This window comes from Patulibacter ginsengiterrae, assembly GCF_056269115.1.
The window spans coordinates 53,145-73,659 of record NZ_JBWDOG010000016.1 but is presented as its reverse complement, the minus strand read 5'-3'; the positions used below and the strand labels follow the sequence as shown (position 1 = coordinate 73,659).

The 20,515-nt window shown below is 73.9% G+C and carries 23 protein-coding genes; 12 read left to right on the top strand and 11 right to left on the bottom strand.

Annotated features, from left to right (window positions below):
• Positions 1 to 21: 21 nt before the first annotated feature.
• A complete protein-coding gene (locus ACVUH9_RS17995; RefSeq protein WP_475759383.1) occupies positions 22 to 699 on the bottom strand; it encodes a TetR/AcrR family transcriptional regulator in 678 nt (225 codons plus the stop codon).
• A gap of 110 nt (positions 700 to 809) precedes the next feature.
• On the opposite strand from ACVUH9_RS17995, the gene ACVUH9_RS17990 reads away from it, so the two are divergent.
• From ACVUH9_RS17990 to ACVUH9_RS17980, 3 genes are read left to right on the top strand one after another with little or no spacing between them, the layout of a single operon-like run.
• Entirely contained in the window at positions 810 to 1,784 is a 975-nt protein-coding gene (locus tag ACVUH9_RS17990) for a PLP-dependent cysteine synthase family protein (protein ID WP_475759382.1), read from the top strand.
• Positions 1,785 to 1,788: 4 nt separating this feature from the next.
• Entirely contained in the window at positions 1,789 to 2,073 is a 285-nt protein-coding gene (gene tatA / locus ACVUH9_RS17985; RefSeq protein WP_475759380.1) for a twin-arginine translocase TatA/TatE family subunit, read from the top strand.
• A gap of 39 nt (positions 2,074 to 2,112) precedes the next feature.
• Complete coding sequence (locus tag ACVUH9_RS17980) at positions 2,113 to 2,529, top strand: M67 family metallopeptidase (RefSeq protein WP_475759378.1); 417 nt, start codon at positions 2,113 to 2,115, stop codon at positions 2,527 to 2,529.
• 60 nt (positions 2,530 to 2,589) lie between these two features.
• Here ACVUH9_RS17980 and ACVUH9_RS17975 read toward each other — a convergent pair whose 3' ends face one another.
• The 6 genes from ACVUH9_RS17975 to ACVUH9_RS17950 all read right to left on the bottom strand — a co-directional run bounded on the left by ACVUH9_RS17975 (position 2,590) and on the right by ACVUH9_RS17950 (position 10,090).
• A complete protein-coding gene (locus ACVUH9_RS17975) occupies positions 2,590 to 3,504 on the bottom strand; it encodes a DUF1152 domain-containing protein (protein ID WP_475759376.1) in 915 nt (304 codons plus the stop codon).
• 40 nt (positions 3,505 to 3,544) lie between these two features.
• The gene (locus ACVUH9_RS17970) at positions 3,545 to 4,189 is read right to left on the bottom strand and encodes a DUF1802 family protein (RefSeq protein ID WP_475759375.1); all 645 of its coding nucleotides are present in this window, start codon (positions 4,187 to 4,189) and stop codon (positions 3,545 to 3,547) included.
• A gap of 153 nt (positions 4,190 to 4,342) precedes the next feature.
• Positions 4,343 to 5,989, bottom strand: a complete 1,647-nt coding sequence (locus ACVUH9_RS17965; RefSeq protein WP_475759373.1) for a hydantoinase B/oxoprolinase family protein — start codon at positions 5,987 to 5,989, stop codon at positions 4,343 to 4,345.
• Positions 5,986 to 7,941, bottom strand: coding sequence for a hydantoinase/oxoprolinase family protein (locus ACVUH9_RS17960; RefSeq protein ID WP_475759371.1), 1,956 nt, complete (start codon positions 7,939 to 7,941; stop codon positions 5,986 to 5,988). The genes ACVUH9_RS17965 and ACVUH9_RS17960 overlap by 4 nt, the downstream gene beginning before the upstream one ends.
• Before the next feature lie 63 nt (positions 7,942 to 8,004).
• On the bottom strand, positions 8,005 to 8,466 hold the full coding sequence (locus ACVUH9_RS17955; protein ID WP_475759369.1) for a hypothetical protein: 462 nt from the start codon (positions 8,464 to 8,466) through the stop codon (positions 8,005 to 8,007).
• Between the two features lie 121 nt (positions 8,467 to 8,587).
• The gene (locus ACVUH9_RS17950) at positions 8,588 to 10,090 is read right to left on the bottom strand and encodes an L-aspartate oxidase (protein ID WP_475759367.1); all 1,503 of its coding nucleotides are present in this window, start codon (positions 10,088 to 10,090) and stop codon (positions 8,588 to 8,590) included.
• Between ACVUH9_RS17950 and ACVUH9_RS17945 the strand changes: the two genes are divergently transcribed.
• Positions 10,089 to 11,141 carry a histone deacetylase family protein gene (locus ACVUH9_RS17945; RefSeq protein ID WP_475759365.1) on the top strand — a complete coding sequence of 351 codons (1,053 nt, stop codon included), beginning with the start codon at positions 10,089 to 10,091 and terminating at the stop codon, positions 11,139 to 11,141. The two genes, ACVUH9_RS17950 and ACVUH9_RS17945, sit on opposite strands and share 2 nt — an antisense overlap.
• A gap of 15 nt (positions 11,142 to 11,156) precedes the next feature.
• On the opposite strand, the gene ACVUH9_RS17940 is transcribed toward ACVUH9_RS17945, so the two are convergent.
• The 3 genes from ACVUH9_RS17940 to ACVUH9_RS17930 are packed head-to-tail and all read right to left on the bottom strand — an operon-like array spanning position 11,157 to position 13,979.
• Entirely contained in the window at positions 11,157 to 11,639 is a 483-nt protein-coding gene (locus ACVUH9_RS17940; protein ID WP_475759363.1) for a hypothetical protein, read from the bottom strand.
• Positions 11,636 to 13,003: a hypothetical protein gene (locus tag ACVUH9_RS17935; RefSeq protein WP_475759361.1), complete on the bottom strand. Its 1,368-nt coding sequence runs from the start codon at positions 13,001 to 13,003 to the stop codon at positions 11,636 to 11,638. The genes ACVUH9_RS17940 and ACVUH9_RS17935 overlap by 4 nt, the downstream gene beginning before the upstream one ends.
• Before the next feature lie 22 nt (positions 13,004 to 13,025).
• Complete coding sequence (locus ACVUH9_RS17930; RefSeq protein WP_475759359.1) at positions 13,026 to 13,979, bottom strand: glycosyltransferase; 954 nt, start codon at positions 13,977 to 13,979, stop codon at positions 13,026 to 13,028.
• Between the two features lie 92 nt (positions 13,980 to 14,071).
• On the opposite strand from ACVUH9_RS17930, the gene ACVUH9_RS17925 reads away from it, so the two are divergent.
• On the top strand, positions 14,072 to 14,350 hold the full coding sequence (locus ACVUH9_RS17925) for a hypothetical protein (protein ID WP_475759357.1): 279 nt from the start codon (positions 14,072 to 14,074) through the stop codon (positions 14,348 to 14,350).
• 106 nt (positions 14,351 to 14,456) lie between these two features.
• Positions 14,457 to 15,044 (top strand): RdgB/HAM1 family non-canonical purine NTP pyrophosphatase, encoded by a 588-nt coding sequence (gene rdgB, locus ACVUH9_RS17920; RefSeq protein WP_475759355.1) that lies wholly within the window; start codon positions 14,457 to 14,459, stop codon positions 15,042 to 15,044.
• 21 nt (positions 15,045 to 15,065) lie between these two features.
• Here rdgB and ACVUH9_RS17915 read toward each other — a convergent pair whose 3' ends face one another.
• Positions 15,066 to 15,206: a hypothetical protein gene (locus ACVUH9_RS17915; protein ID WP_475759353.1), complete on the bottom strand. Its 141-nt coding sequence runs from the start codon at positions 15,204 to 15,206 to the stop codon at positions 15,066 to 15,068.
• Between the two features lie 216 nt (positions 15,207 to 15,422).
• On the opposite strand from ACVUH9_RS17915, the gene ACVUH9_RS17910 reads away from it, so the two are divergent.
• The 6 genes from ACVUH9_RS17910 (at position 15,423) to ACVUH9_RS17885 (ending at position 20,513) form a co-directional block, all read left to right on the top strand.
• The gene (locus tag ACVUH9_RS17910) at positions 15,423 to 15,731 is read left to right on the top strand and encodes an HU family DNA-binding protein (RefSeq protein ID WP_475759438.1); all 309 of its coding nucleotides are present in this window, start codon (positions 15,423 to 15,425) and stop codon (positions 15,729 to 15,731) included.
• A gap of 8 nt (positions 15,732 to 15,739) precedes the next feature.
• Positions 15,740 to 16,690 (top strand): orotidine-5'-phosphate decarboxylase, encoded by a 951-nt coding sequence (gene pyrF, locus ACVUH9_RS17905; protein WP_475759351.1) that lies wholly within the window; start codon positions 15,740 to 15,742, stop codon positions 16,688 to 16,690.
• A 50-nt stretch (positions 16,691 to 16,740) separates the two neighbouring features.
• Positions 16,741 to 17,040, top strand: a complete 300-nt coding sequence (locus ACVUH9_RS17900; protein ID WP_475759349.1) for a LysM peptidoglycan-binding domain-containing protein — start codon at positions 16,741 to 16,743, stop codon at positions 17,038 to 17,040.
• Entirely contained in the window at positions 17,033 to 18,274 is a 1,242-nt protein-coding gene (locus ACVUH9_RS17895; RefSeq protein ID WP_475759347.1) for a D-alanyl-D-alanine carboxypeptidase family protein, read from the top strand. The genes ACVUH9_RS17900 and ACVUH9_RS17895 overlap by 8 nt, the downstream gene beginning before the upstream one ends.
• A 34-nt stretch (positions 18,275 to 18,308) precedes the next feature.
• Complete coding sequence (locus ACVUH9_RS17890) at positions 18,309 to 19,286, top strand: 1-phosphofructokinase family hexose kinase (protein ID WP_475759345.1); 978 nt, start codon at positions 18,309 to 18,311, stop codon at positions 19,284 to 19,286.
• Positions 19,287 to 19,358: 72 nt separating this feature from the next.
• The gene (locus ACVUH9_RS17885; RefSeq protein WP_475759343.1) at positions 19,359 to 20,513 is read left to right on the top strand and encodes a GuaB3 family IMP dehydrogenase-related protein; all 1,155 of its coding nucleotides are present in this window, start codon (positions 19,359 to 19,361) and stop codon (positions 20,511 to 20,513) included.
• The last annotated feature ends 2 nt before the right edge of the window (positions 20,514 to 20,515 follow it).

Sequence of the window (20,515 nt, the reverse complement as noted above, 5' to 3'; positions counted from 1 at the left end):
GCTACCCGAAGTTGAGCGTCACTACAAAAAGTCGGCGAGCTCGTCCGAGATCGTGCCGTCGGCGTTGCGCAGCGTCGCCGACGCCAACCCCTCGACCACGATCCGCCGCCCGACGGCGAGCACCTGTCGCAGCCGCTGCTCGTCGAGGGCCAGGCGGTCGGGGCGCTGGTGGAGGGCGACCACGCCGTTCCACGAGCCCCACAGGAAGACCGCCGCCGTAGCGGGGTCGTCGACCCGCGCCTGGCCCGCGGCCACGGCCCGCGCGATCGCGTCGCCGACCTGGCCGACCATCCGTTCGACCCGGTCGGCCAATCCGGCCTCGATCGCGGCCAGCTCCGGGCCTGCGCCGACGTCGAGGCCCCGGAGCGCGATCATCCGGAACGACCCGGGATGGTCGAGGTGGAACCGGAGGTAGGCCTCGGCGGCGGCCAGCAGCTCCTCGAGCGGCGACCGCCCCTGGCCATAGGCCTCCGCCATGTAGCGCTCGTTGACGTCCAGCGCCCGTTCGACCAGCGCCAGGTAGAGCCGGTCCTTGGCGGTGAAGTGGAAGTAGATCGAGCCGACCGCGACCTCGGCGCGCTCGGCGATCGCCTCCACGGTCGTGGCGTGGAAGCCGCGGACGTGGAACAGCGCCTCCGCGGCGTCGAGGATCGCCGCGGTCGTGCGGAGCGTCCGTCGATCCGTGCCTGAGCGTGCCACGCGGCAAGCCTAGTTGCTCGCTCGTGCACGCCTGCTCGGCGACTCACCGTGGACGCATGAACGAAGACTGGCCGGGCCGAGGTTGCGGGGTGTCTACACTTCGTGAGGTCATGGCCCTCCCTCCTCTCGAGAATCGTCCGTGCGCCGGTCGCTACGGCGACATCGTGCAGTCGATCGGTCACACCCCGCTGATCGAGCTCAAGCGACTCTCCCCCAAGCCGGGGGTGCGGATCTGGGCGAAGCTCGAATCCGCCAATCCGACCGGCTCGGTCAAGGATCGCGTCGCCAAGGCGCTGATCGAGGACGCCGAGGCGCGCGGGACGATCGGTCCGGACTCGATCATCCTCGAGCCGACCTCCGGCAACACCGGGATCGCGCTCGCGATGATCTGTCGGCGCAAGGGCTACCGGCTCAAGGTCGTGATGCCGGACAACGTCACCAAGGAGCGCACCGACCTCCTGCTGATGTACGGCGCCGAGATCGTCTACTCGCCCGGTGACCAGGGCTCCAACGGCGCCGTCGCGCTGGCCGAGAAGATGGCCGCCGAGGATCCGCAGTACGTGATGCCGTACCAGTACGGCAACCCGGCGAATCCGCTCGCGCACTACAACGGCACCGCGCTGGAGATCCTCGAGGAGCTCGACGGCGAGGTCGACGCGTTCGTCGCCGGCCTCGGCACCGGCGGCACCCTGATGGGCAACGGCCGCCGCTTCAAGGAAGAGCTCGGCGACCGCGTCAAGATCGTCGCCGCCGAGCCGATGCAGGGCGAGCCGGTCCAGGGCCTGCGGTCGCTGGACGACGGCTTCATCCCGCCGATCATCGACCTCTCGCTGCTCGACCGGAAGATCTTCGTCACCAACCAGGACGCGATCGTCTGGACGCGCAAGCTGCTCGACGAAGAGGGCCTGTTCGCCGGGGTCAGCTCCGGCGCGATCGCCCGCGTCGCCGTCCGGATCGCGAACGAGATGGACGAGGGCAACGTCGTCTTCATCGTCTGCGACGACGGCTGGAAGTACCTCTCGTCCGGCATCTACACGAAGCCGATCGAAGAGATCGAGAAACTCGAATCAACGCTTTGGTGGTGATCTGATGGGCCCTATCGGTGCTCCCGAACTGATCGTGATCCTCGTGGTCGCGCTCCTGATCCTCGGCCCGAAGAAGTTGCCTGAGGTCGGGAAGTCGCTGGGCAAGGGCATGCGCGAGTTCAAGGACAGCATCTCCTCCTCGAACCCGTTCGAGGAAGAGGATGAGAAGCCGGTCCGCAAGGCGCCGGCCGAGGTCCACGCCGCTCCGAGCCCGGTCGCGACCACGACCGCTTCGGCCAAGGCCGACGAGCACACGGCCGAGGACGCCTTCGGGCGCGACAAGTCGTGACGGATTCCGGCGTCGCCGTCGGCCACGCGGCCTGACCGCATGCGGATCGCTCAGGGCCTGCTCGATCAGGTCATCGCCCATGCCGTGCGTGACGCGCCGGACGAGTGCTGCGGCGTGCTCGGCGTGCGGGACGGCGTCGCCGTGACCGTCCACGAGCTGGAGAACGCCCTCGACGGCCCCAAGCCGCTCGGGTTCGAGATCGCTCCGCTGGCGCTGCTCGGCGTTCACGACGAGATCGAGGACGCCGGCGACGAGCTCGGCGTGATCTACCACTCGCACACCCGGTCGGCGCCCTACCCGTCGCAGACCGACGTCAACTTCGCCGCCCACTGGCCGAACGTCGAGTGGCTGATCGTGGGGACCACCGGTGACGAGCCCGAGGTCCGCAGCTACCTGATCACCAAGGCGGGCGAGATCACCGAGGTCCCCGTCACGGTCACCGCCGCCGCGGACTGACCGCCCGGCCGCGTCGACCCCGCGGGCCAGGGTGGCTCCGGGGCCGGGGCCGGGGCCCGCTCAGCTCGGGCGCTGGGCCCGTTCCCAGGCCAGCTCGGACGTGATTCCGCGCTCGGCCAGGCGTCGGTCGGCGGCGTCGAGGTCCTCGGCGTCGAGCACGACGACGGCCAGTCGCGCGGGCCCGGCGAGGCACGCCTCGATATCGAGGAAGACGGCCCGGCCGCCGAGCGCGGTGCACTCGACCGAGCGGCGTCCGTTGCGGATCAGCACCGGGCCACGTTGGCCGCGGGCGCAGCGGATCGCGAGCGCGCTGGCCTCGGTCGGCACGTCGGCGACGGCCGCCTCGAGCTCGTCGAGGCCGGTGGGGGAGAGCGGGACCTCGGCGAGCAGGCCACCGAGGGCGGCCGCTTCGTCGATTCGGGCGCGGACCTCCAGCGGCGTCAGCTCGCCGTCGCAGCCGGCACCGACCACGCAGAGGGCGACCTGCTGGCCGCGCCGGACGAGCAGCGCGCCGGCGGCCAGCAGCGTGGCGTCGGCGAGCGGGCTCGCGAGCGTTGCCTCGTGACCGTGAGCGAGCACGTCGCCGCCGACGTCGACGAGCAGGATCCCGTCGCAACCGAGGTGGTCCGCGGCGGCCGCCAGCCCGTCGGCGACGATCGCCGGACCGGGATTTGGGTCGATCAGGACCGTCGCGGTGCCGAGATGGGCGGCGATCCGGGACTCGGCGAAGAGCACGCCGGAAGAGGTCCGCGTCGTAGCGCCGGCGAGCGCGGCGGCTGTGGCGAGCGGGGTGGCGTCGACGAGCTCGTCGATCCGCCGGGGACCCGGGACCGGGTCGACGGGCAGCCGTTCCCAGCTGAGGCCGCCGAGCACTGTCTCCCGTTCCAGGAGCTGCGCGGCGGCGAGGGCGCCGACCACGTCGCCGCCTCCGCCGATCCCGACGCAGAGCACGCGCTCCGCGTCGGGGAGGACCATGTCGGCGGCGCGAGCCTCAGCGCCGCCCGACACGGGTGCTCTAGGCCAGGGCGGGGACCGACGAGCGGTCCGCGGTGCCGTCCAGGATCGACTCGATCTGGTCGGTGGCCCGGGTGAACTCGTCGTCGGAGAGCACGGGGGTGCCCTCGAACGGCAGGTCGCGCTGGATCTCCAACCACGACCGGCTCGCGCCGAAGTCGTCGCGGACGCGGACCGTCACCGGACGCGGGATCCGGTAGGCGCGCAGCAGCACGACGTGCAGCGGGTGGCGGTGCTTCCAGTTCAGCCGCTTCTCGGCGTAGTCGGGCGTCCACACGTAGTACGGGGACAGCGCCTCGACGACGCGGGCGTCGGTGACCGTGTAGTGCGCAACGGCCTCGGCCCAGGCCCGGATGCGAACGCGCTCCGGCTGGGGGATGCCGCCGTCGTCGGTCAGCGCGGTCGGCGGCGGATCGCCGTCCGGCCAGACGCCTTCCTCGAGGGCACGACGAAGCTCGGGGAGGTGGGACTCCCTCACAACATCGTTGCGCTGGTGATCGAAGGTGGGATACAGGAAGAAACGGTCGTGCTCGAGCCGGAAGTGCTTGTGCTCTTCGCGAAGCCCACCCTTGCGTAGCGTGAGCAGCTGCTCACCCTCGGCGAGGGCACGAACCGTGACCGCCCATTCCTTGAATGCAATCGGCATGGCGGAACCAACAGTTGATGATGAACGACCCTGCGCGCAGCCGCACACAAGCGGGAGATCGCAACAGGACGGAGAAAGCATCGTTGCAGACAACGGTGCAAAATCCAAGGGGTTGCCGTCAATCCGTGCGCCAAAGCACGGAGCCCGGGACCGTCAGCGCGGCGGTTCGGAGTCGAACGACCGGTTGTCAGGGCGGCCGTATCCCCCGCCGCCAGGGGTGTCGATCCGCAGGCGCTGACCCGGAACGAGCAGGCCACCGGCCTTGGCCGGAAGCGGTCGACCGTCGAGCAGGTTGCGCCCGGGATCACCGTCTTCGCCGCCCGCGGCACCGGGAGGCGCAGTGCTCCGCCGCTCGGTCAGCAGCTGGAACTCGAGCGGCGCGAGCACCCGCAGCTCGCGAACCACGCCGTCGCCGCCGCGGTGGTGACCCGCACCACCACTTCCGCGGCGAACCTCGTAACGGTCCACCCGCACCGGGAAGCTCACCTCGAGCGCCTCGATCGGCGTGTTGCGGGTGTTGGACATCGCGACGTGAACAGCGGTCGGACCGTCGCAGGTGGCGAGTGCGCCCTGACCGCCGGCGATCGTCTCGTACATCGTGCGGGTGTTGTCGCCGAGGGTCACGTTGTTCATCGTGCCCTGCCCGAGCGCCCGTCCGAGCGCGCCGAGCACGAGGTCGGCCACCCGCGAGCTGGTCTCGACGTTGCCGGCGACGACCGCCGGACGCGAGCCGTCGGGCCACGGGCGCGCGTCGAGCAGCGAGCCGGCCCGGGTGAGCACCCGGATTCGGCGACGGGTGCCGTCGTCGGTCGGCAGCTCGGCGTCGCCGACCGCGGCCCGGATCGCGAACAGGCACGCCGACTCGGTCACGGCCCGCGGGCAGTTGAGGTTGTGGTGGCCCTGGTCGGGGGCGTCGCGAAGGTCGATCGTGACCCGGTCCTCCTCGACGGTGACCGCGACCTGCAGCTCGATCGGTGCGTCACGGGCCTCGAGCACGTCGCTACGGCGGTGGACGCCGACCGGCAGCGAACGGATCGCGGCGGCCATCCGTCGCTCCCCGTAGGCGAGCACGTCGTCGATCTGGGCCGCGAGCCGCTCAGGTCCGCGCGCGCTTGCGAGGGCGGTCAGGCGGGCTGCTCCGGCGACGCACGCGGCCTGCTGGGCGCGGAGGTCGGCGCGCCGCTGGGCCGGATGCCGCATCTGCCCGGCGAGCTCGTCGATCAGCGCGGCTGTGAGCGGGACCGGAGCGATCACCACGCCCTCCTGGTCGAGCGAGGTCGAATCCGCGGGCATCGAGCCGGGGGTGCTGCCCCCGACGTCGGCGTGATGGGCGCGGGCGGCGGCGAAGCCGATCAGGTGTGGCGGCGGGGCCGGAACGTGGGGCTCGGTCCCGGAGCGCACGCCCTCGGGCGCCTGAACGGGCTCGTGCCCCTGGACCTCGCCGGGAGCGTCGCCGGGAGGGGCGAAGACGGGGGTCACGACGGTGATGTCCGGCAGGTGCGAGCCGCCGGCGAACGGGTCGTTGAGGATCCAGGAGACGCCGGGCCGGTGGTGCTCGTCGCGGACGGCGGCGACCGAGGCCGGCATCGCGCCGAGGTGGACCGGGATGTGCTCGGCCTGGGCGATCATCCGTCCCTGGGCGTCGAAGAGCGCGGTCGAGCAGTCGCGGCGCTCGGTGATGTTGACGGAGTGGGCGCTGCGGATCAGGACCGCGCCCATCTCGTCGCAGGCGGCGCGGAGAGCGCCGACCAGCACCTGGAGGTCGATCGCGTCGAGCATGCCGTGGTCGGGGCGGGTCATCGCTGCTCCTCGTCCCACGGCGCCGGCCGCGGATGCGGGTCGTCGGCGTCGAGCCGGAGCGTGCCGTGGGAGTCGGTGCGGGCGGTCCAGCCGGCGGGCACGACGACCGTCGCCCCGCGCAGCCGGAGCACGGCCGGGCCCGGAACCCGGTCCGAGCCGTGGCCGTCGTGCCCGAGCGCGACCGCCGGTCCGGGCTCGACGACGGCCTGGCGGACGGTCACCAGCTCGAGCTCGGCGTCGGGGTCGGAGAACCCGTAGCGCTGCTCGTGAGCCGCGTCGAAGGCCCGCCGGAGGGCCTCGGGGTCGGGCGGGCAGTCGCGGACGGTCAGCTCGAACGCCTGGCCGGTGTAGCGGACGTCGTAGGCCATCGCGACCCGCGGGTCGTGCAGGGTCGGCGTCTGGCGAACGTCCTGGGAGGACGTGGGCGTGGCCGCCCCGGGGTCGGGTCGCAGCGCCTCGGCGGTGATCGCGGGACCGCGCAGGAGCACCGTCCGCGCGCGATCGGTGCGTCGCTCCGCGGCCGCCAGCCCGAGCGCGGAGAGCACGCCGCCGGCCTGGGGGACGAGCACCCGGCGGATCCCGAGCCGGGCGGCGAGGCCGGCCGCGTGGAGGCCGCCCGCGCCACCGTAGGCCAGCAGCGCGAAGTCGCGCGGATCGACGCCCCGCTCGACGGTCATCACCCGCAGCGCGCGGCCCATCTCGGCGTCGGCGACCCGCAGGATCCCGCGGGCGCAGGCGAGCGGGTCGAGGTCGAGCTTCGCGGCCAGCCTGGCGACCGCAGCCCGCGCGGCATCGACGTCGAGCCGGACGCCGCCGGCGAGCGGCACCGCGGGATCGAGCGTCCCGAGCACCACGTGGGCGTCGGTCACGGTCGGCTCCTCGCCGCCCTGCCCGTAGGCCGCAGGGCCGGGGACGGCGCCGGCCGAGCGGGGGCCGACCCGGAGGGCGCCGCCGGCGTCGGCCCAGGCGATCGATCCGCCACCGGCGCCGACGGTGTGGATGTCGATCGTCGGCAGGGCGATCGGACGCCCGCCGACCTCGCCGCCGCCGACCTCGCGCACGCGCCCGCCGCTGACGACCAGCACGTCGCAGGAGGTGCCGCCCATGTCGAAGCAGAGCAGGTCGGGCTCGTCGGCGGTGCGGGCGACGATGGTGGCGGCCGCGGCACCACCGGCGGGGCCGGAGAGGACGGTGGTCGCCCCGCGGCTGGCGGCGACCTCGAGCTCGCAGACGCCGCCGGATGACTGCAGGACCTGGGGACGGGGGAGGCCAGCCTCGGTGCAGCGCTCGGCGAGCCGCCGGAGGTAGCGGCCGACCAGCGGCGAGACGGCGGCGTCGACCTCGGTGGTGGCCGCCCGTTCGTACTCGCGGAAGGTGCCGACGGCGACGTGCGAGAGCGAGATCTGGACGTCGGGCCCGAGGCGCTCGCGGAGGGCGGCGCCGAGCTGCTGCTCGTGGGCCGGATAGCGGTCCGCGTGGAGCAGGACGACCGCGACCGCCTCCGGCTCGAGGGCAGCGACCGCGGTCGCGACGCGGTCGGTCTCGGCCGCGGTCAGCGGCCGCTCGACGCCGTCGGGGCCACAGCGCTCGGCGACGGCGACCCGGCGTTCCGGGGGCGTCAACGGAGCGGGCCGGCGGCGGCTGAGGTCGTAGAGGTGCGGGCGGTCCTGGCGCCCGAGCTCGATCAGGTCGACGAAGCCCGCGGTCGCGCAGAGCACGGTCCGGGCCAGCCGGCCCTCGAGCAACGCGTTGGTGGCCACGGTCATGCCGTGGCGGAAGCCGCTCACGTCGGCAGCCGTGGCTCCAGCCTCGGCGAGCACGGCGTCGATCGCGGCGAGCACGCCCCGCGACTGGTCGTCGGGGGTGGTCGGCGTCTTGGCGGTGTGGACACGATCGCCGTCGACCAGCGTCGCATCGGTGAAGGTGCCGCCGACGTCGACTCCCAGGAGCATCGTCCGCGAGCGTAGCGACGCTCGCGGTGCGACCGGCGGACGGCCCCTCAATGGCGCAACCGGCTACGCGGCGAGGGCGGCGATCTCCTCGTGCTGGTGCTCGATCTCGTGGAACTCGTCGAAGAGCTCCTCGGTCGCGGTCAGGTGCTGGTGCGACGGGCAGTAGCGGGAGGCCGCGAGCGGGTCCCGCTGACAGGGCTGGCCGCGGCGGGTCGTCGCCTGACAGGTCGGCTTGGTGCCAGTCAGGTCGTGGCCGAGGTCGGGCCGGCGGCGGAGCTCGTCGGCGACCGTGGTCACGTGCCGGTCGACGATCTGCCAGACGCGGGCCTGGGCCGCCATCGGGAACAGGAAGCGGATCTCGTGGAAGAGGCTTCTTGCCGGATGGGCGAAGTAGTGGGGGTCCGTCACCAACCGCTCGATCGTCGACTCACACGCACGGAGCACACGCTCCTGGCTTGCGTGGTTGCCGCCGTCCGGGAGGTTCCGGGTGACGTCGCGGTAGAGGGTCCTGGAGAGGTGGTACATAGTCAAGTTCGACGGAGGGAATAGCCGTCTATCTCTTAGAACCCCTCGAATGTTGGGTTTCGGTTAAGGGCCCCCTGCGGCGGTGCCCGGCGCGGACCGCGCGGCGCTCCCGGGGCCGGGCTCAGGCCCGCGCCGAAGCGCCGGTGCCCCAGCGTTCGCGGCGGGTCCGGGGGGCCTCTCCGCCGACCACTGGCTCGACGATCGTGTGGATCTCGTCGAGCCCCGGATCGAGGTCGGGATGGTCGCTCCGGCGGTGCGCCCCGCGGGACTCCTCGCGGGCCAGCGCGGCGGCCCCGATCGCGCGCGCGAGCGGATGCGGGTCGTCGAGGAGCAGGGCGAGCGACTCCGCGTCGCGCTCGATCCCGGCGTGCTGCCAGAGCGCCGTGCGGGTCTCCCGGGTCGGGGTGAGCACGGTCGGGCTCGCGGGGGCCGGGTCGGGCGACGCCGGGAGCGGGGGGGCGTCGAGCGCGGCGCGCGCGGCGCGGCCGCCGAAGACGATGCACTCGGCGAGCGAGTTCGACGCCAGCCGGTTCGCCCCGTGGAGGCCGGTGCAGGCGGTCTCGCCGATCACGAACAGGCCCGGGACGCGGGTCGCCCCGTTCAGGTCGCAGGCGACGCCGCCCATCGTGTAATGGCAGGCGGGGGCGACGGGGATCGGAGTGGTGGCCGGATCGAGCCCGGACTCCCGCAGCGTGCCGACGACGTTGGGGAACGCGCCGGGATCGACCTCGCGCATGTCGAGCAGGACGTGGTCGCTGCCTTCGTCCTGCATCGTCCGCCAGACCGCGTAGGCGACCTCGTCGCGCGGGGCCAGCTCCTGGACGAACCGCTCGCCGTTGCCGTTCAGGAGCAGGGCGCCCTCGCCACGGATCGCCTCGGTCACCAGGAAGCCCTCGCGGCCCGGGATCCCGGTGACCGCGGTCGGATGGAACTGGACGAACTCGAGATCGGCCAGCTCGGCGCCGGCGGCGTAGGCGAGCTGGGCACCGATCCCGACCGAGCCGGGCGGGTTGGTCGTCCGGCGCCAGAGCGCGGCCGAGCCCCCGCAGGCGAGGATCGTGGCGCGGGCGAGGACCGGGCGACCGCCGGCCCCGTCCTCGGTCACGACGCCGACGCAGCGGCCCTCGCTGGTCCAGACGACTGCCGCCCGGGTCCGTTCGAGCACCGTCACGTTGGGATGGCCGACGAGCTGGGCCGAGAGCTGACGGACGAGTCGCCGGCCGGTCGCGCTGCCCCCGGCGTGGACGACGCGGCGGTGGGTGTGGCCGCCCTCCAATCCGAGCACCAGGCGGCCGTGGCGGTCGGCGTCGAAGCGGACGCCGAGCGCCTCGAGGTCGCGCACGGCATCGGGGGCCTCCCGGCAGAGCACCTCGGCCGCCGAGCGGCGCACGAGTCCGCGGCCGGCCCGCTCGGTGTCGAGGAGGTGGGCGGCGGGGTCGTCGTCGACCGCGAGTGCGGCGGCGACGCCGCCCTGGGCCCAGTAGGAAGCGGTCTCGGCCAGGGGGGTCGCGCTGACGACGGTCACCCGGGCACCGTCGCGGGCGGCCCGTAGCGCAGCGTAGAGACCGGCGGCTCCGGCCCCGACGACGAGGACGTCGGTGGTCGCGTCAGCGGAGGCGGGCATGCCGGGTACCGTATCCGCCGTGGCCCCAGTGCTCTTTCGTCATGGATCCTCGTTGCGGCACGACACCGGTTCGCACCCGGAGCGTGCGGCGCGGATCGTCGCCGTGGAACGCGAGCTGGAGGCCCGGGACTGGTGCGGCTTCCGGCCGCGGGAGTCGCCCGCGGCGACGATCGAGCAGCTGGAGGCGATCCATCCAGCGACCCACGTCGAGCGGATCCGCGCGCTCGCCGCGATCGGGGGCGGGTCGATCGATGCCGACACGATCGTCTCGGCCGGCTCGTGGGAGGCGGCCCTGCACGCGGCCGGCGGGGCGGTGGCGGTGGTCGACGCCTTGCTCGGGCCCGACGCCGACGGGATCGATCGCGCGGCCTCGCTGCACCGGCCGCCCGGCCACCACTGCGAGACCGCCCAGCCGATGGGCTTCTGCCTCTTCAACAACGTCGCGGTCGCGGCCCGCCACGCCCGCGACGCGTACGGCCTCGAGCGGGTGCTGATCTACGACTGGGACGTGCACCACGGCAACGGCACGGCCGAGATCTTCGCGGGGACCGACGAGGTCCTCTTCTGCTCGATCCACGAGTTCCCGCTCTACCCCGGGACGGGCCGCTCGGACGAGCAGGGCCACGGCGCCGGCCGCGGCTTCACCGTCAACCTGCCGGTTCCGGAGGGCAGCGGCGACGCGACCTGGATCGGGATGACGGAGCGGCTGCTGCTGCCGATCGCGCGGTCCTACCGGCCCCAGCTGATCCTGGTCTCGGCCGGCTACGACGCGCACGCCGAGGACCCGCTGGCGGGCTGCGAGGTCAGCGACGCCGGGTTCGCGGCGGTTGCGGCGGCGATCCACCGGCTCGGGACCGAGCTCGAGGTCCCGGTCGGGTTGGTGCTGGAGGGTGGCTACGCGGTCGACGCGCTCGCCCGGACGGTCGCGGCGACGCTCGAGGTCTGGTCGCGGCCGCCCGAGCCGGCCGGCGATTCGCTCCCGGTGACCCCGGTGGTCGCGCAGGCGCAGGCATTCCTCGCCGACCGCTGGCCGGCGGTCGCGGCCGGCTGAGGTCGCCGGGCGACGCTAGGTCGCCGGGCCGCTCTTCGTCGTGGTGCCGGTCGTCGTCGGGGTCGCCTCCGCGGCGGGCGGCGGGGTCGTCATGGTGCCGGGCGTGGTCGTGCCGTCGGGGGCGGACGTCGTGCCGTCGGGGCTGGTCCCGGCGGTCCCCGGGGTCGGGGTGGTGCCGACGGCCGGGGGGATGGTCGGGGTTGCCGTCGGGGCCTGCGTGGCCGGCGGCGTCGCGGCGGGGGCGGTGATCGCCGGCTCGGTGGTGGGCGTCGCGGTCGGGGCCTCGCGGTCGGTGGTCAAGGCCACGAACGCGCCGACGGTGCCGCCGGCCACGATCAGGACGATCGCGGCGATCGCGGCGAGCGGGATCTTCCAGTTCGGGGTCGGCCGCATCCGGGTCCGGGCCGGGGCGCCACAGGTCAGGCACCAGGCCTGTTCGGGACCGACGGTCCCGCCGCAGCGAGGGCAGACGATCGGGGTCGGCGGGGTTCGGGTCATCGACCGGAGGACGGCTCGTCCGCGGTGCCGTCGGTCGGGCCAGGGGCGGCCGGGCCGGTCGGACCGGGGTACGGGCGGTCGGGGATCGAGGACCAGGGCGACCGGGCGGGCTCGGTCGGGGTCGCCTCGCTACCGGGGGGCGTGGGACGGGTCTGGGGCGCCGGCTTGGCGCCCTCCGGCGGCGTCGGCGTGGCCGGGCCGGGCGGCGTCGGGGTGGCCGGCCCGGACCCGGGCGCGGCAGGACGGCCGAATACCGACGCGGGAGCACCGCCGAAGCCGGGGCGGGTGTGGCTGCCGGTCGCGGGCCCCGGGGTGGGGTGGCTGCCGGTGGCGGGACCGGGCGCGGCATGGCTGCCGGTCACCGGGCCCGGGGTCGGGTGGGTTCCGGTTGCGGGCCCGGCCGGAGTTCCCGTGATGCCCGGGATCGCGGGCGGGCCGCTGTTGGCGTTGACGGCGGCCGGATCGGCGGCGCTGAGCGCCGATCCGGGGTGGCCGATCCGGAGGCCGCACTGGGGGCAGAAGTGCGCCTCGCTGCCGTGCAGGGCCCCGCAACGGATGCAGACGGACACGCCCGGCTCGTGCAGCTCCTCGATCGGCTGGTAGTCGCGGACGGCGTGCTCGAGCGCGTGCAGCTCGGCGTCGATCCGCAGGAGCGCGTCGACCTTCGCGCCGACCAGGATCTCGTTCTGGGCGTTGGCCCGCCGCAGCTCGAAGACGAGGCCGCCGAGGTCGCGGTAGCCGAGCTCGCGGACCCGACGGAGGTAGCGCAGCCGGCGTCGCATCCGTCCGCGGTTGCGGACGCCGACCTTCGGCGGGCGGGCGGGGGTCTCGGGCGCGCCGCCGTCGGCCTCGGGGGTGACGGTGGCCGCGGGAACCTGCGGCGCGGCGCTGGCGTCCGTCGCGGCCCCGGGTGCTCCGGGCGGCGGCGTCGGCGACCCGCTGGCGGCCTCGGCGGACGCGGGCGGGGGAGCCGGAGTGGGAGCGGGAGCGGCCGGGAGCGGCCCGGTGCGCACGTCGTCGGACAGCTCGGCAGCGAGGGCGGCCTCGGGGTCGAGCGACGGGGGCAGGCCGTGCACGCGGGTCGGGGCGTCGGCGGCCGCGGGGGCAGCCGCCTCGCCGCTCGCGGGGGCGGACGTGTCTGTCGCGGGCGCCGGCGGGGTTGCGGCGGACGGGGCGTCGGCGGCCTCGGACGGGGTCCCGACGGCGGCGGGGTCCGCGGGCTCGGGGGCCGTGGAGGTGGCGTCCGGGGCGGGGGCCACCATCGTCGGCGGTGCCGTCGGGTCCGGCTCCGGGGAGGACGCAGGGGTGTCGATCGCGTCGTCCTCTCCGCGTCGCTGGCGGATGCGGTGAAAGAGGCTGCTCATAGGGTGACGGGCGGCGACGTGTTCAGACCGTCGGCCCGCGGCCGGAGTCTAGCGGCGACGGGAGCATCGTTCGCCAGGCCTCCGCCAGCCGCCGGGCGTAGACGTCGGTCCCGTGGCGCTCGGCGATCGCGCGGCCCGGGACCCGGGGATCGTCGCTCGCCAGGTGGGGGCAGAGGGCAGCGGCCCAGCGGTCGACGTCCCAGGCGGCGCAGAGGCAGCCGGGGGTCGCGCCCACGGTCTCGGGGTGGGCACCGGTGGGGGTGGCGAGGACGGGCACGTCACAGGCGAGCGCTTCGACGGCAGCGAGTCCGAAGCCCTCGTGTTCGCTGGGGATCACCACCGCCGTGGCGGCGTTGAGCCAGGCACGCATCCGCTCGGGAGGCTGCCCGCCGAGGGTGCGCAGTGGGACCCCGACGGCGGCCGCCAGCTCGCGCGCCCGGTCGACCCGCTTGACCCGGCGGTCCGGTCCGTAGGGGAAGAGCAGGAACCGCTCGGCGGGGTCGAGGCCGAGCTCGCGACGGGCGTCCTCGCGGGCGGTCGGGCCGAACCGGTCGAGCGCGAGGCCGACGGGCAGCGACTGCATCCGTCGGTGGAACGGGCGCGGCAGCAGCGAGGCGAGATCGCCCGACGCGAGGCCGATCAGTCGCTGGGTCGGGAGCACCGCGAGCGTGACGAGCCGTGTCTGCGGGTGACGCAGATCGCGGCCGTGCAGGGTGACCGCGCGACGGCGGGCGCGGACGACGAGCGCGGGGACGGCGGTCAGCCCGAAGTGCGAGTGGACGACGTCGTAGCGGACGCCGCGGTGTCGCTGGCGGAGGCCACGGGCGGCGCTGCGGTAGCCGCCGGGCGCGAACTCGTCGAGCTCGACCTCGATCCCGGGGATCCGCCGCAGCGCCGCCACCTGGTCGCGCACGAAGCCGCCGCGTTCCGGGTGCTGGGCGTCGGGCGCCATGTTCGACACGACGAGGACACGCATTTGGTGCTGATTGTGCACGGTTGACCCCTGGAGTCGGCACAGGCTTCCGGTGGACCATGGAGCGGCAAGCCAACTCCGACCGGAGGAATCCCATGTCCCGCCCGATCCACGTCCCGATCCATCTCCCGACCCACCCGCCGACGCCGTGGGCGCCGATGGCGCTCGCCGCCACCGTCCACCACCGCCTGCTCCGGCTCCGCGACGAGCGGGGCCAGGGGACGGTCGAGTACGTCGCCCTGGCGATGCTGATCGCGGCGGTGATGGCCGGGGTGGTGGTCGCCGCCGGTGGCCTGAAGGGCGGCGGGATCGCCCAGGCGGTCGTCGAGAAGGTCAAGGCCGCGATCGGGAGCGCGGGGAAGGCCCCGAAGTGAGGAACGGCCCTCCCCGGTCGGCGCCGCTCCTGAGCGTCGATCCGGGACGGCCGTCGCGTCCGCCCCGAGGGCGGGTCGGCGGCCGTCCGACTCGTAGGATGGCCTCGTGCTGAAACTGATCCTCGCCACGCGCAACGCACACAAGGCGGAGGAGTTCGCGACGTTGCTGGCGCCGTGCACCGTCACCCCGCTTCCCGACAACGTCGACCTCCCGCCCGAGACCGGGACGACGTTCGCCGCCAACGCGCTCGACAAGGCACGGGCCGCGGCCGCCGGGACGGGGCGGAGGGCGTTCGCGGACGACTCCGGCATCGTCGCCGAAGCACTCGATGGCGCCCCCGGAATCCGCTCGGCGCGGTTCGCCGGGGAGGACGCGACCGACGAGGAGAACCTCGCGTTGCTGATCGAACGGGTCCCGCCGGGAAGTGCCCTGGCCTACGTCTGCGCGCTCGCCTACGTCGATCCGGACGGCGGAATCGAGCACGTCGTGGAAGGACGTTGCGAAGGCCGGATGGCCGACGCCCCACGCGGGCTCGGCGGCTTCGGGTACGACCCGATCTTCCTGCCCGACGACGAGCTCGCCGGCGGCCGGACGATGGCCGAGCTGAGCCGGGACGAGAAGGCCGAGATCTCGCACCGTGGCCAGGCGGCACGGGCCTTCAAGGAGTGGCTGGGAAGCCGGATGTACCGCTAGCCGGCGCCGGGTTCTCCCTGCTCAGCGCAGGTTTATCGCCGCGGAGAGGCCGACCGCGGTGGCGACCCCGCCGTAGCCGACGTAGCCGCCCACGGCGAGCAGGAGGGCCGTCACCGCACAGGCGAGGACGACCACGGCCCACGAGATTCGCTCGAGCGTCATCGCCGTCTATCCAACCAGTTCGCGGGGTCCGTGGCGGGGCGGTCCGACGCCGATCGGGTGCTCTCGCGGGGCGGTCGGCGGGAGGGTCGCCAGGGGGTCGCACCGCGTTCCGTCCTGTTGGGAAGGCACACTTTCGCCGTCCTTCCCTTGTCTTGCGGCTCGGGAGGGGCCGCCATCCCGCAGCCTGCGGGGGGCGAGCAGACGCGATAGCGTCGCATTCCGATTAGGTGCCCCCCACAGGAGGAGCGGAACATGACCAAGGCAGAATTCGTTGACCATGTCGCCGAGAAGGCCGGTCTCGGCAAGAAGGACGCGCAGGCCGCTGTTGATGCGGTTCTGGAGACCATCAGCGACGCGCTCTCGCGCGGCAGCGACGTGACCTTCTCCGGCTTCGGCAAGTTCTCCGTTGCGGAGCGCAGCGCGCGTAAGGGCATCAACCCGGCCACCGGCCAGCAGATCGACATCGCCGCCAAGAAGCTGCCGAAGTTCTCGGCCGGCGCCGCGCTGAAGAAGTCGGTCGCCTGACGTTGCAGGTGCTTGGCGACCAGTCGGTTCCCGGATTCGGGTTCCGGCTGGCGTCCGCGGTTCAGCGTCGGAACAGCGCCGTCGTGGTCGGGCTTGATCCCGATCCGTCGCGGCTCTGGGCTGGCGTTGCCTCCTCGGCCGACGGCTTGCCGCCGGCCCGGGCGGCCGCACTCGCGGTCACCGATCACTGTCGCCGCGTGCTCGACGCCGTGGCCGACGCCTGCGTGGCAGTCAAGCTCCAGAGCGCCTCGTTCGAGCGGCTCGGAGCCGACGGACTGACCGCCCTGACCACCGTCACCCGCTACGCCCAGGACCTCGGCCTGCTGGTGTTGCTGGACGCCAAGCGCGGAGACATCGACGTCTCGGCCGGCTCCTACGCCCAAGCGCTGCTCGGCGGGACCGACACGCCGTGGGGCCACGTCCCCGGCATCGGCGGAGACGCCGTCACCGTCGCGCCGTACATGGGGCGCGACAGCATCCAACCCTTCATCGACGTCGCCGTCACCCGCGGTGCCGGCGTCATCGTCCTCGTCCGCACCTCGAATCCGGGCGCGGGCGACCTCCAGGAGCACGCGCTCGAGGACGGCGAGCCCGTCTGGGCCCGCGTCGCCCGGATGGTCGCCGACCTGGGCGCGGCGGCGACCGCCGCGACCGCCGACGCCGGATCCGGCCCGGCTCCGCTCGACCCGGTCGGAGCGGTCGTCGGTGCGACGGCGCCCGAGCGACTCCAGCGGCTCCGCGAGCTGATGCCCCGGACGCCCTTCCTGCTGCCGGGCGTCGGCGCTCAGGGCGGCCGCGTCGAGGACCTCGCACCGGCTTTCGCAGCCGGTCCTGGAGCGGCGCTGGTCACGGCCTCGCGCTCGATCGTGGGTGCCGCGCCGCCCGGCGCGGCGGATCCGGCTTCGGCCGCCCGACGGGCTGCCGAAGAGCTCCGTGCGGCGGCTGCCGGCCTGCGCTGAGCGCCGCCGTCGGTCCGTGCCCCGCGCCTGACGCCGTATTCTGCCCCGAGATGCCACCGCGCAGCCCGTTTCGAATCGTTGCTCCCGTCGCCTTGTTGGTGATCGTGGTGGCCGTCCTCATGGTCGTCAGCAGCGGGTCACGCGACAGCGGCTCGGAGACGGCGGCGCGAACGACGGTCACCGAGGCGAGCAAGCAACCGAAGCGACGTCTGTACACGGTGCGCCCCGGCGACAGCCTCGGCAAGATCGCCAATCGCTACGGCATCACGGTCGAGCGGCTCACCGAGCTGAACCCGAAGGTGGATCCCCAGGCGATCCGGGCTGGTCAGCGGCTCCGCCTCCGTGGCTAGTCGCGGGGCGCGACCTGCGCGCCGGTTCCCCCTGTTCCTGCTCTTCGGGCTGCTGGCGTTCGCCGGCGGTCCGGGATCGGCCGCGGCCGATCCGCCGTCGATCGAGGCCGGGTCGGCGATCGCCGTCGAGGTCACCTCCGGGGACGTCGTCTACTCCCGTCGGAGCACCGATCAGCGGGGGATCGCCTCGACCACCAAGCTGATGACCGCGCTGGTCGCGCTCGAACGGCAGCCGGACCTCGACGAGCAGATCACGGTCCCGCGCTACGACGCGGCTCCGGCCGAGTCGCTGGCCGGCATCCACGCCGGCGAGCGGATGACCCTGCGGGACCTGCTCGGCGCGATGCTGCTGCCGTCGGGCAACGACGCGGCGGTCGCGATCGCGAAGGGCGTCGGCGGCAGCGTCCCGCGGTTCGTCGAGCTGATGAACGACCGTTCGCGGGCGCTCGGCCTCGATGCGCGCTTCCGCAACCCGATCGGGCTCGACCAGCCCGGCCACCACGCGAGCGCCGCCGATCTGGTCAAGCTGACGCTGCTGCTGCGGCGCTATCCGGCGTTCCGGACGATCGTCGACCGCAAGTCGATGCGGCTGGAGTCGGCCTCGCCGCCGATCACGGTGGTCAACCGCAACACGCTGGTCCAGACCGTGCCGTGGGTCGACGGGGTCAAGACCGGGCACACCAGCAAGGCCGGCTACGCGCTGGTCGGGTCCGGGCGCCGCAACGGCGTCTCGGTGATCACGGTCGTGCTGGGGGATCCCTCGGAGGGCGCCCGCGACAGCGACAGCCTGGCGCTGCTGCGGTACGCGCTCGGCCGCTACCACCGCGTCCGACCGGTCAAGGCCGGTGCGGTCGTGGCGCGGCTGCCGCTGCGCTACCGGGACGCGCAGGCCGATCTCGTCGCCGCGTCCTCGGTGACCCGCGTCGCCCGCCGCGGAGAGCGGGTGACGACGCGGGTGATCGACCTGCCGGTCGACGTCGAGGGGCCGGTCGCCAAGGGCACGCGGCTGGGCACGATCGAGGTCCTCCAGCGGGGCCGGGTCGTCGAGCGGGTGCCGGCGGTGACGGCGGGCGAGATCGCCCAGGCCAGCTTCTGGGAGCGCGCCGACGACCACCTCGGACGGCCGTGGGTGCGCGGGCTGATCGGCCTCGCGCTGATCTGCGGGATCGCGCTGGCCGTGCTCCTGCGGCGGTCGCCGCGGTCGCGGCGCTCGCCCGACGAGGCGGTCTCGTGATCAGCCGGCGACTGCGTAGGGTGGGGGGCTCGCGATGATCATCACCGTAACGTTGAACGCGGCCATCGACCGGTCACTGGTGGTGCCGAACATCCGTCTGGGGCACCGTCACCGTGCCGTCGAGCAGACCACGCTCGCCGGCGGCAAGGGCGTCAACGTCGCGCGGACGCTGAAGACGCTCGGGCAGCCGGTGATCGCCACCGGGTTCGCCGGTGGCGCGACCGGGACCCGGATCGTCGAGCAGCTGACCCGCGAGTCGATCCTCAACGACTTCGTGCGGATCGCCGACGAGTCGCGGACGAACACCGCGATCTTCGATCCGACCAGCGGGATCCAGACCGAGGTCAACGAGAAGGGCCCGCGGGTCGACGAGCGCGAGCTCCAGCTGTTCCAGGACAAGCTGCTCTACCTGGCTCGTGGCGCCGACGTGGTGGTGCTCGCCGGCTCGCTGCCGCGCAACGTGCCCGAGTCGGTCTACGGGGACCTGGTCCGCGAGCTGCACCGGATCGGCGTGCGGGTCTACGCCGACACCGACGGTGAGCCGCTGCGCCACGTGCTCAAGGCGGAGCCCGACGCGATCACCCCGAACCAGCTCGAGGCCGAGGAGATCGTCGGCCACGAGTTCGCCAGCGACGAGGACCGCGCGCTGGCGATCCGGGAGCTGCTCGACCACGGCGTGCGCGAGGCCGTGATGACCCTGCAGGACGGTTGCGTGGCGGGGGTCCGTCACGACGGCGGTGCCTCCGGGCCGGCCGCGACCCACCTGCTGCGAGCGCGGATCAAGCTGCGGGAGACGGTCGCCCGGATCGGTTCCGGCGACGCCTTCCTGGCGGGGCTCGTGGCCGCCCGCTACGAGCAGCGGTCGGACGAGGAGGCGCTGCGCTACGCGGTCGCCTGCGGTGCCGACGCGACCCAGCGGCTCGGCGCGGGCCTCGTCGACCCCCGTCAGGTCGACCGGCTCGTCCACGACGTCGAGATCGAGACGATCGATCCCGACGGCGGCGAAGACTGAGTCCGGCCCGACCCAGCCCGGCCCGGCCGAACCGGCCGACGCCCATCCGGCCGCTGCGCGATCCTTTATCGAATGGAGATCGAGATCGGCCGGGGCAAGAAGGCCCGCCGCGCTTACGGCTTCGACGAGATCACGATCGTGCCCTCGCGGCGCACTCGCAACCCGGACGAGGTGGACGTCGCCTGGAAGCTCGGGCCCTACCGGTTCGAGTTGCCGCTGATGGCGTCGCCGATGGACGCGGCGATCTCGCCGACGACGGCGAAGACGATCGGGCGGCTCGGCGGCCTCGCCGTGCTCGACCTCGAGGGGGTCTGGACCCGCCACGAGGACGCCGAGGAGCAGTTGGCCAAGCTGGCCGACCTGCCCGAGGCCGAGGCGCTCGTCCGTCTGCGCGAGCTGCACGCCGCGCCGGTTCGCGCCGAGCTGATCCGCGAGCGGATCCGTGAGATCAAGGCCGAGCCCGGCGTCGTCGTTGCCGGTTCGCTGACGCCGCAGCGCGTCCGCCGTCACTACGAGGTGGCGCTCGAGGCGGGCCTCGACGTGCTCGTGATCCTCGGGACCGTCGTCAGTGCCGAGCACGTTGCGCGCGAGACCCCGTCGGGCGACGTGAGCGGCGACCACGAGGTCCTGAACCTCAAGCAGTTCATCGCCGAGGTCCCGGTTCCGGTGGTCGTCGGCGGCTGCTCCAGCTACCACACCGGCCTGCACCTGATGCGGACCGGCGCGGCCGGCGTGCTCGTCGGCGTCGGCGCGGGCGTCGGTTCGACCGTCCGTCGCGTGCTCGGCGTCGGCCTGCCGCAGGCGACGGCGATCGCCGACGTCGCCGGGGCCCGCTCGACCCACGTGCTGGAGACCGGCGAGTACGTCCAGGTGATCGCCGACGGCGGCATGCGGACGGGCGGCGATCTCGCCAAGGCGATCGCCTGCGGCGCCGACGCCGTGATGCTCGGTGCCCCGCTGGCTCGCGCCGAGGAGGCCCCGGGACGTGGCTGGCACTGGACGCCGGCCGTCGCCCATCGCGAACTGCCGCGGGGGAGCCGGATCGAGGTCGGTACCGTCGGTCCCCTCGAGCAGGTCCTGCTCGGCCCGGCCCTCGACGGCCGCGGCACCACCAACCTGATCGGCGCCCTGAAGCGCTCGATGGCCACCTGCGGCTCGCTCGACATCGCCGAGTTCAACCGTGCGGAGATCGCCGTCGCTCCCGCCGCCAACAACCCCACCTACTGAGC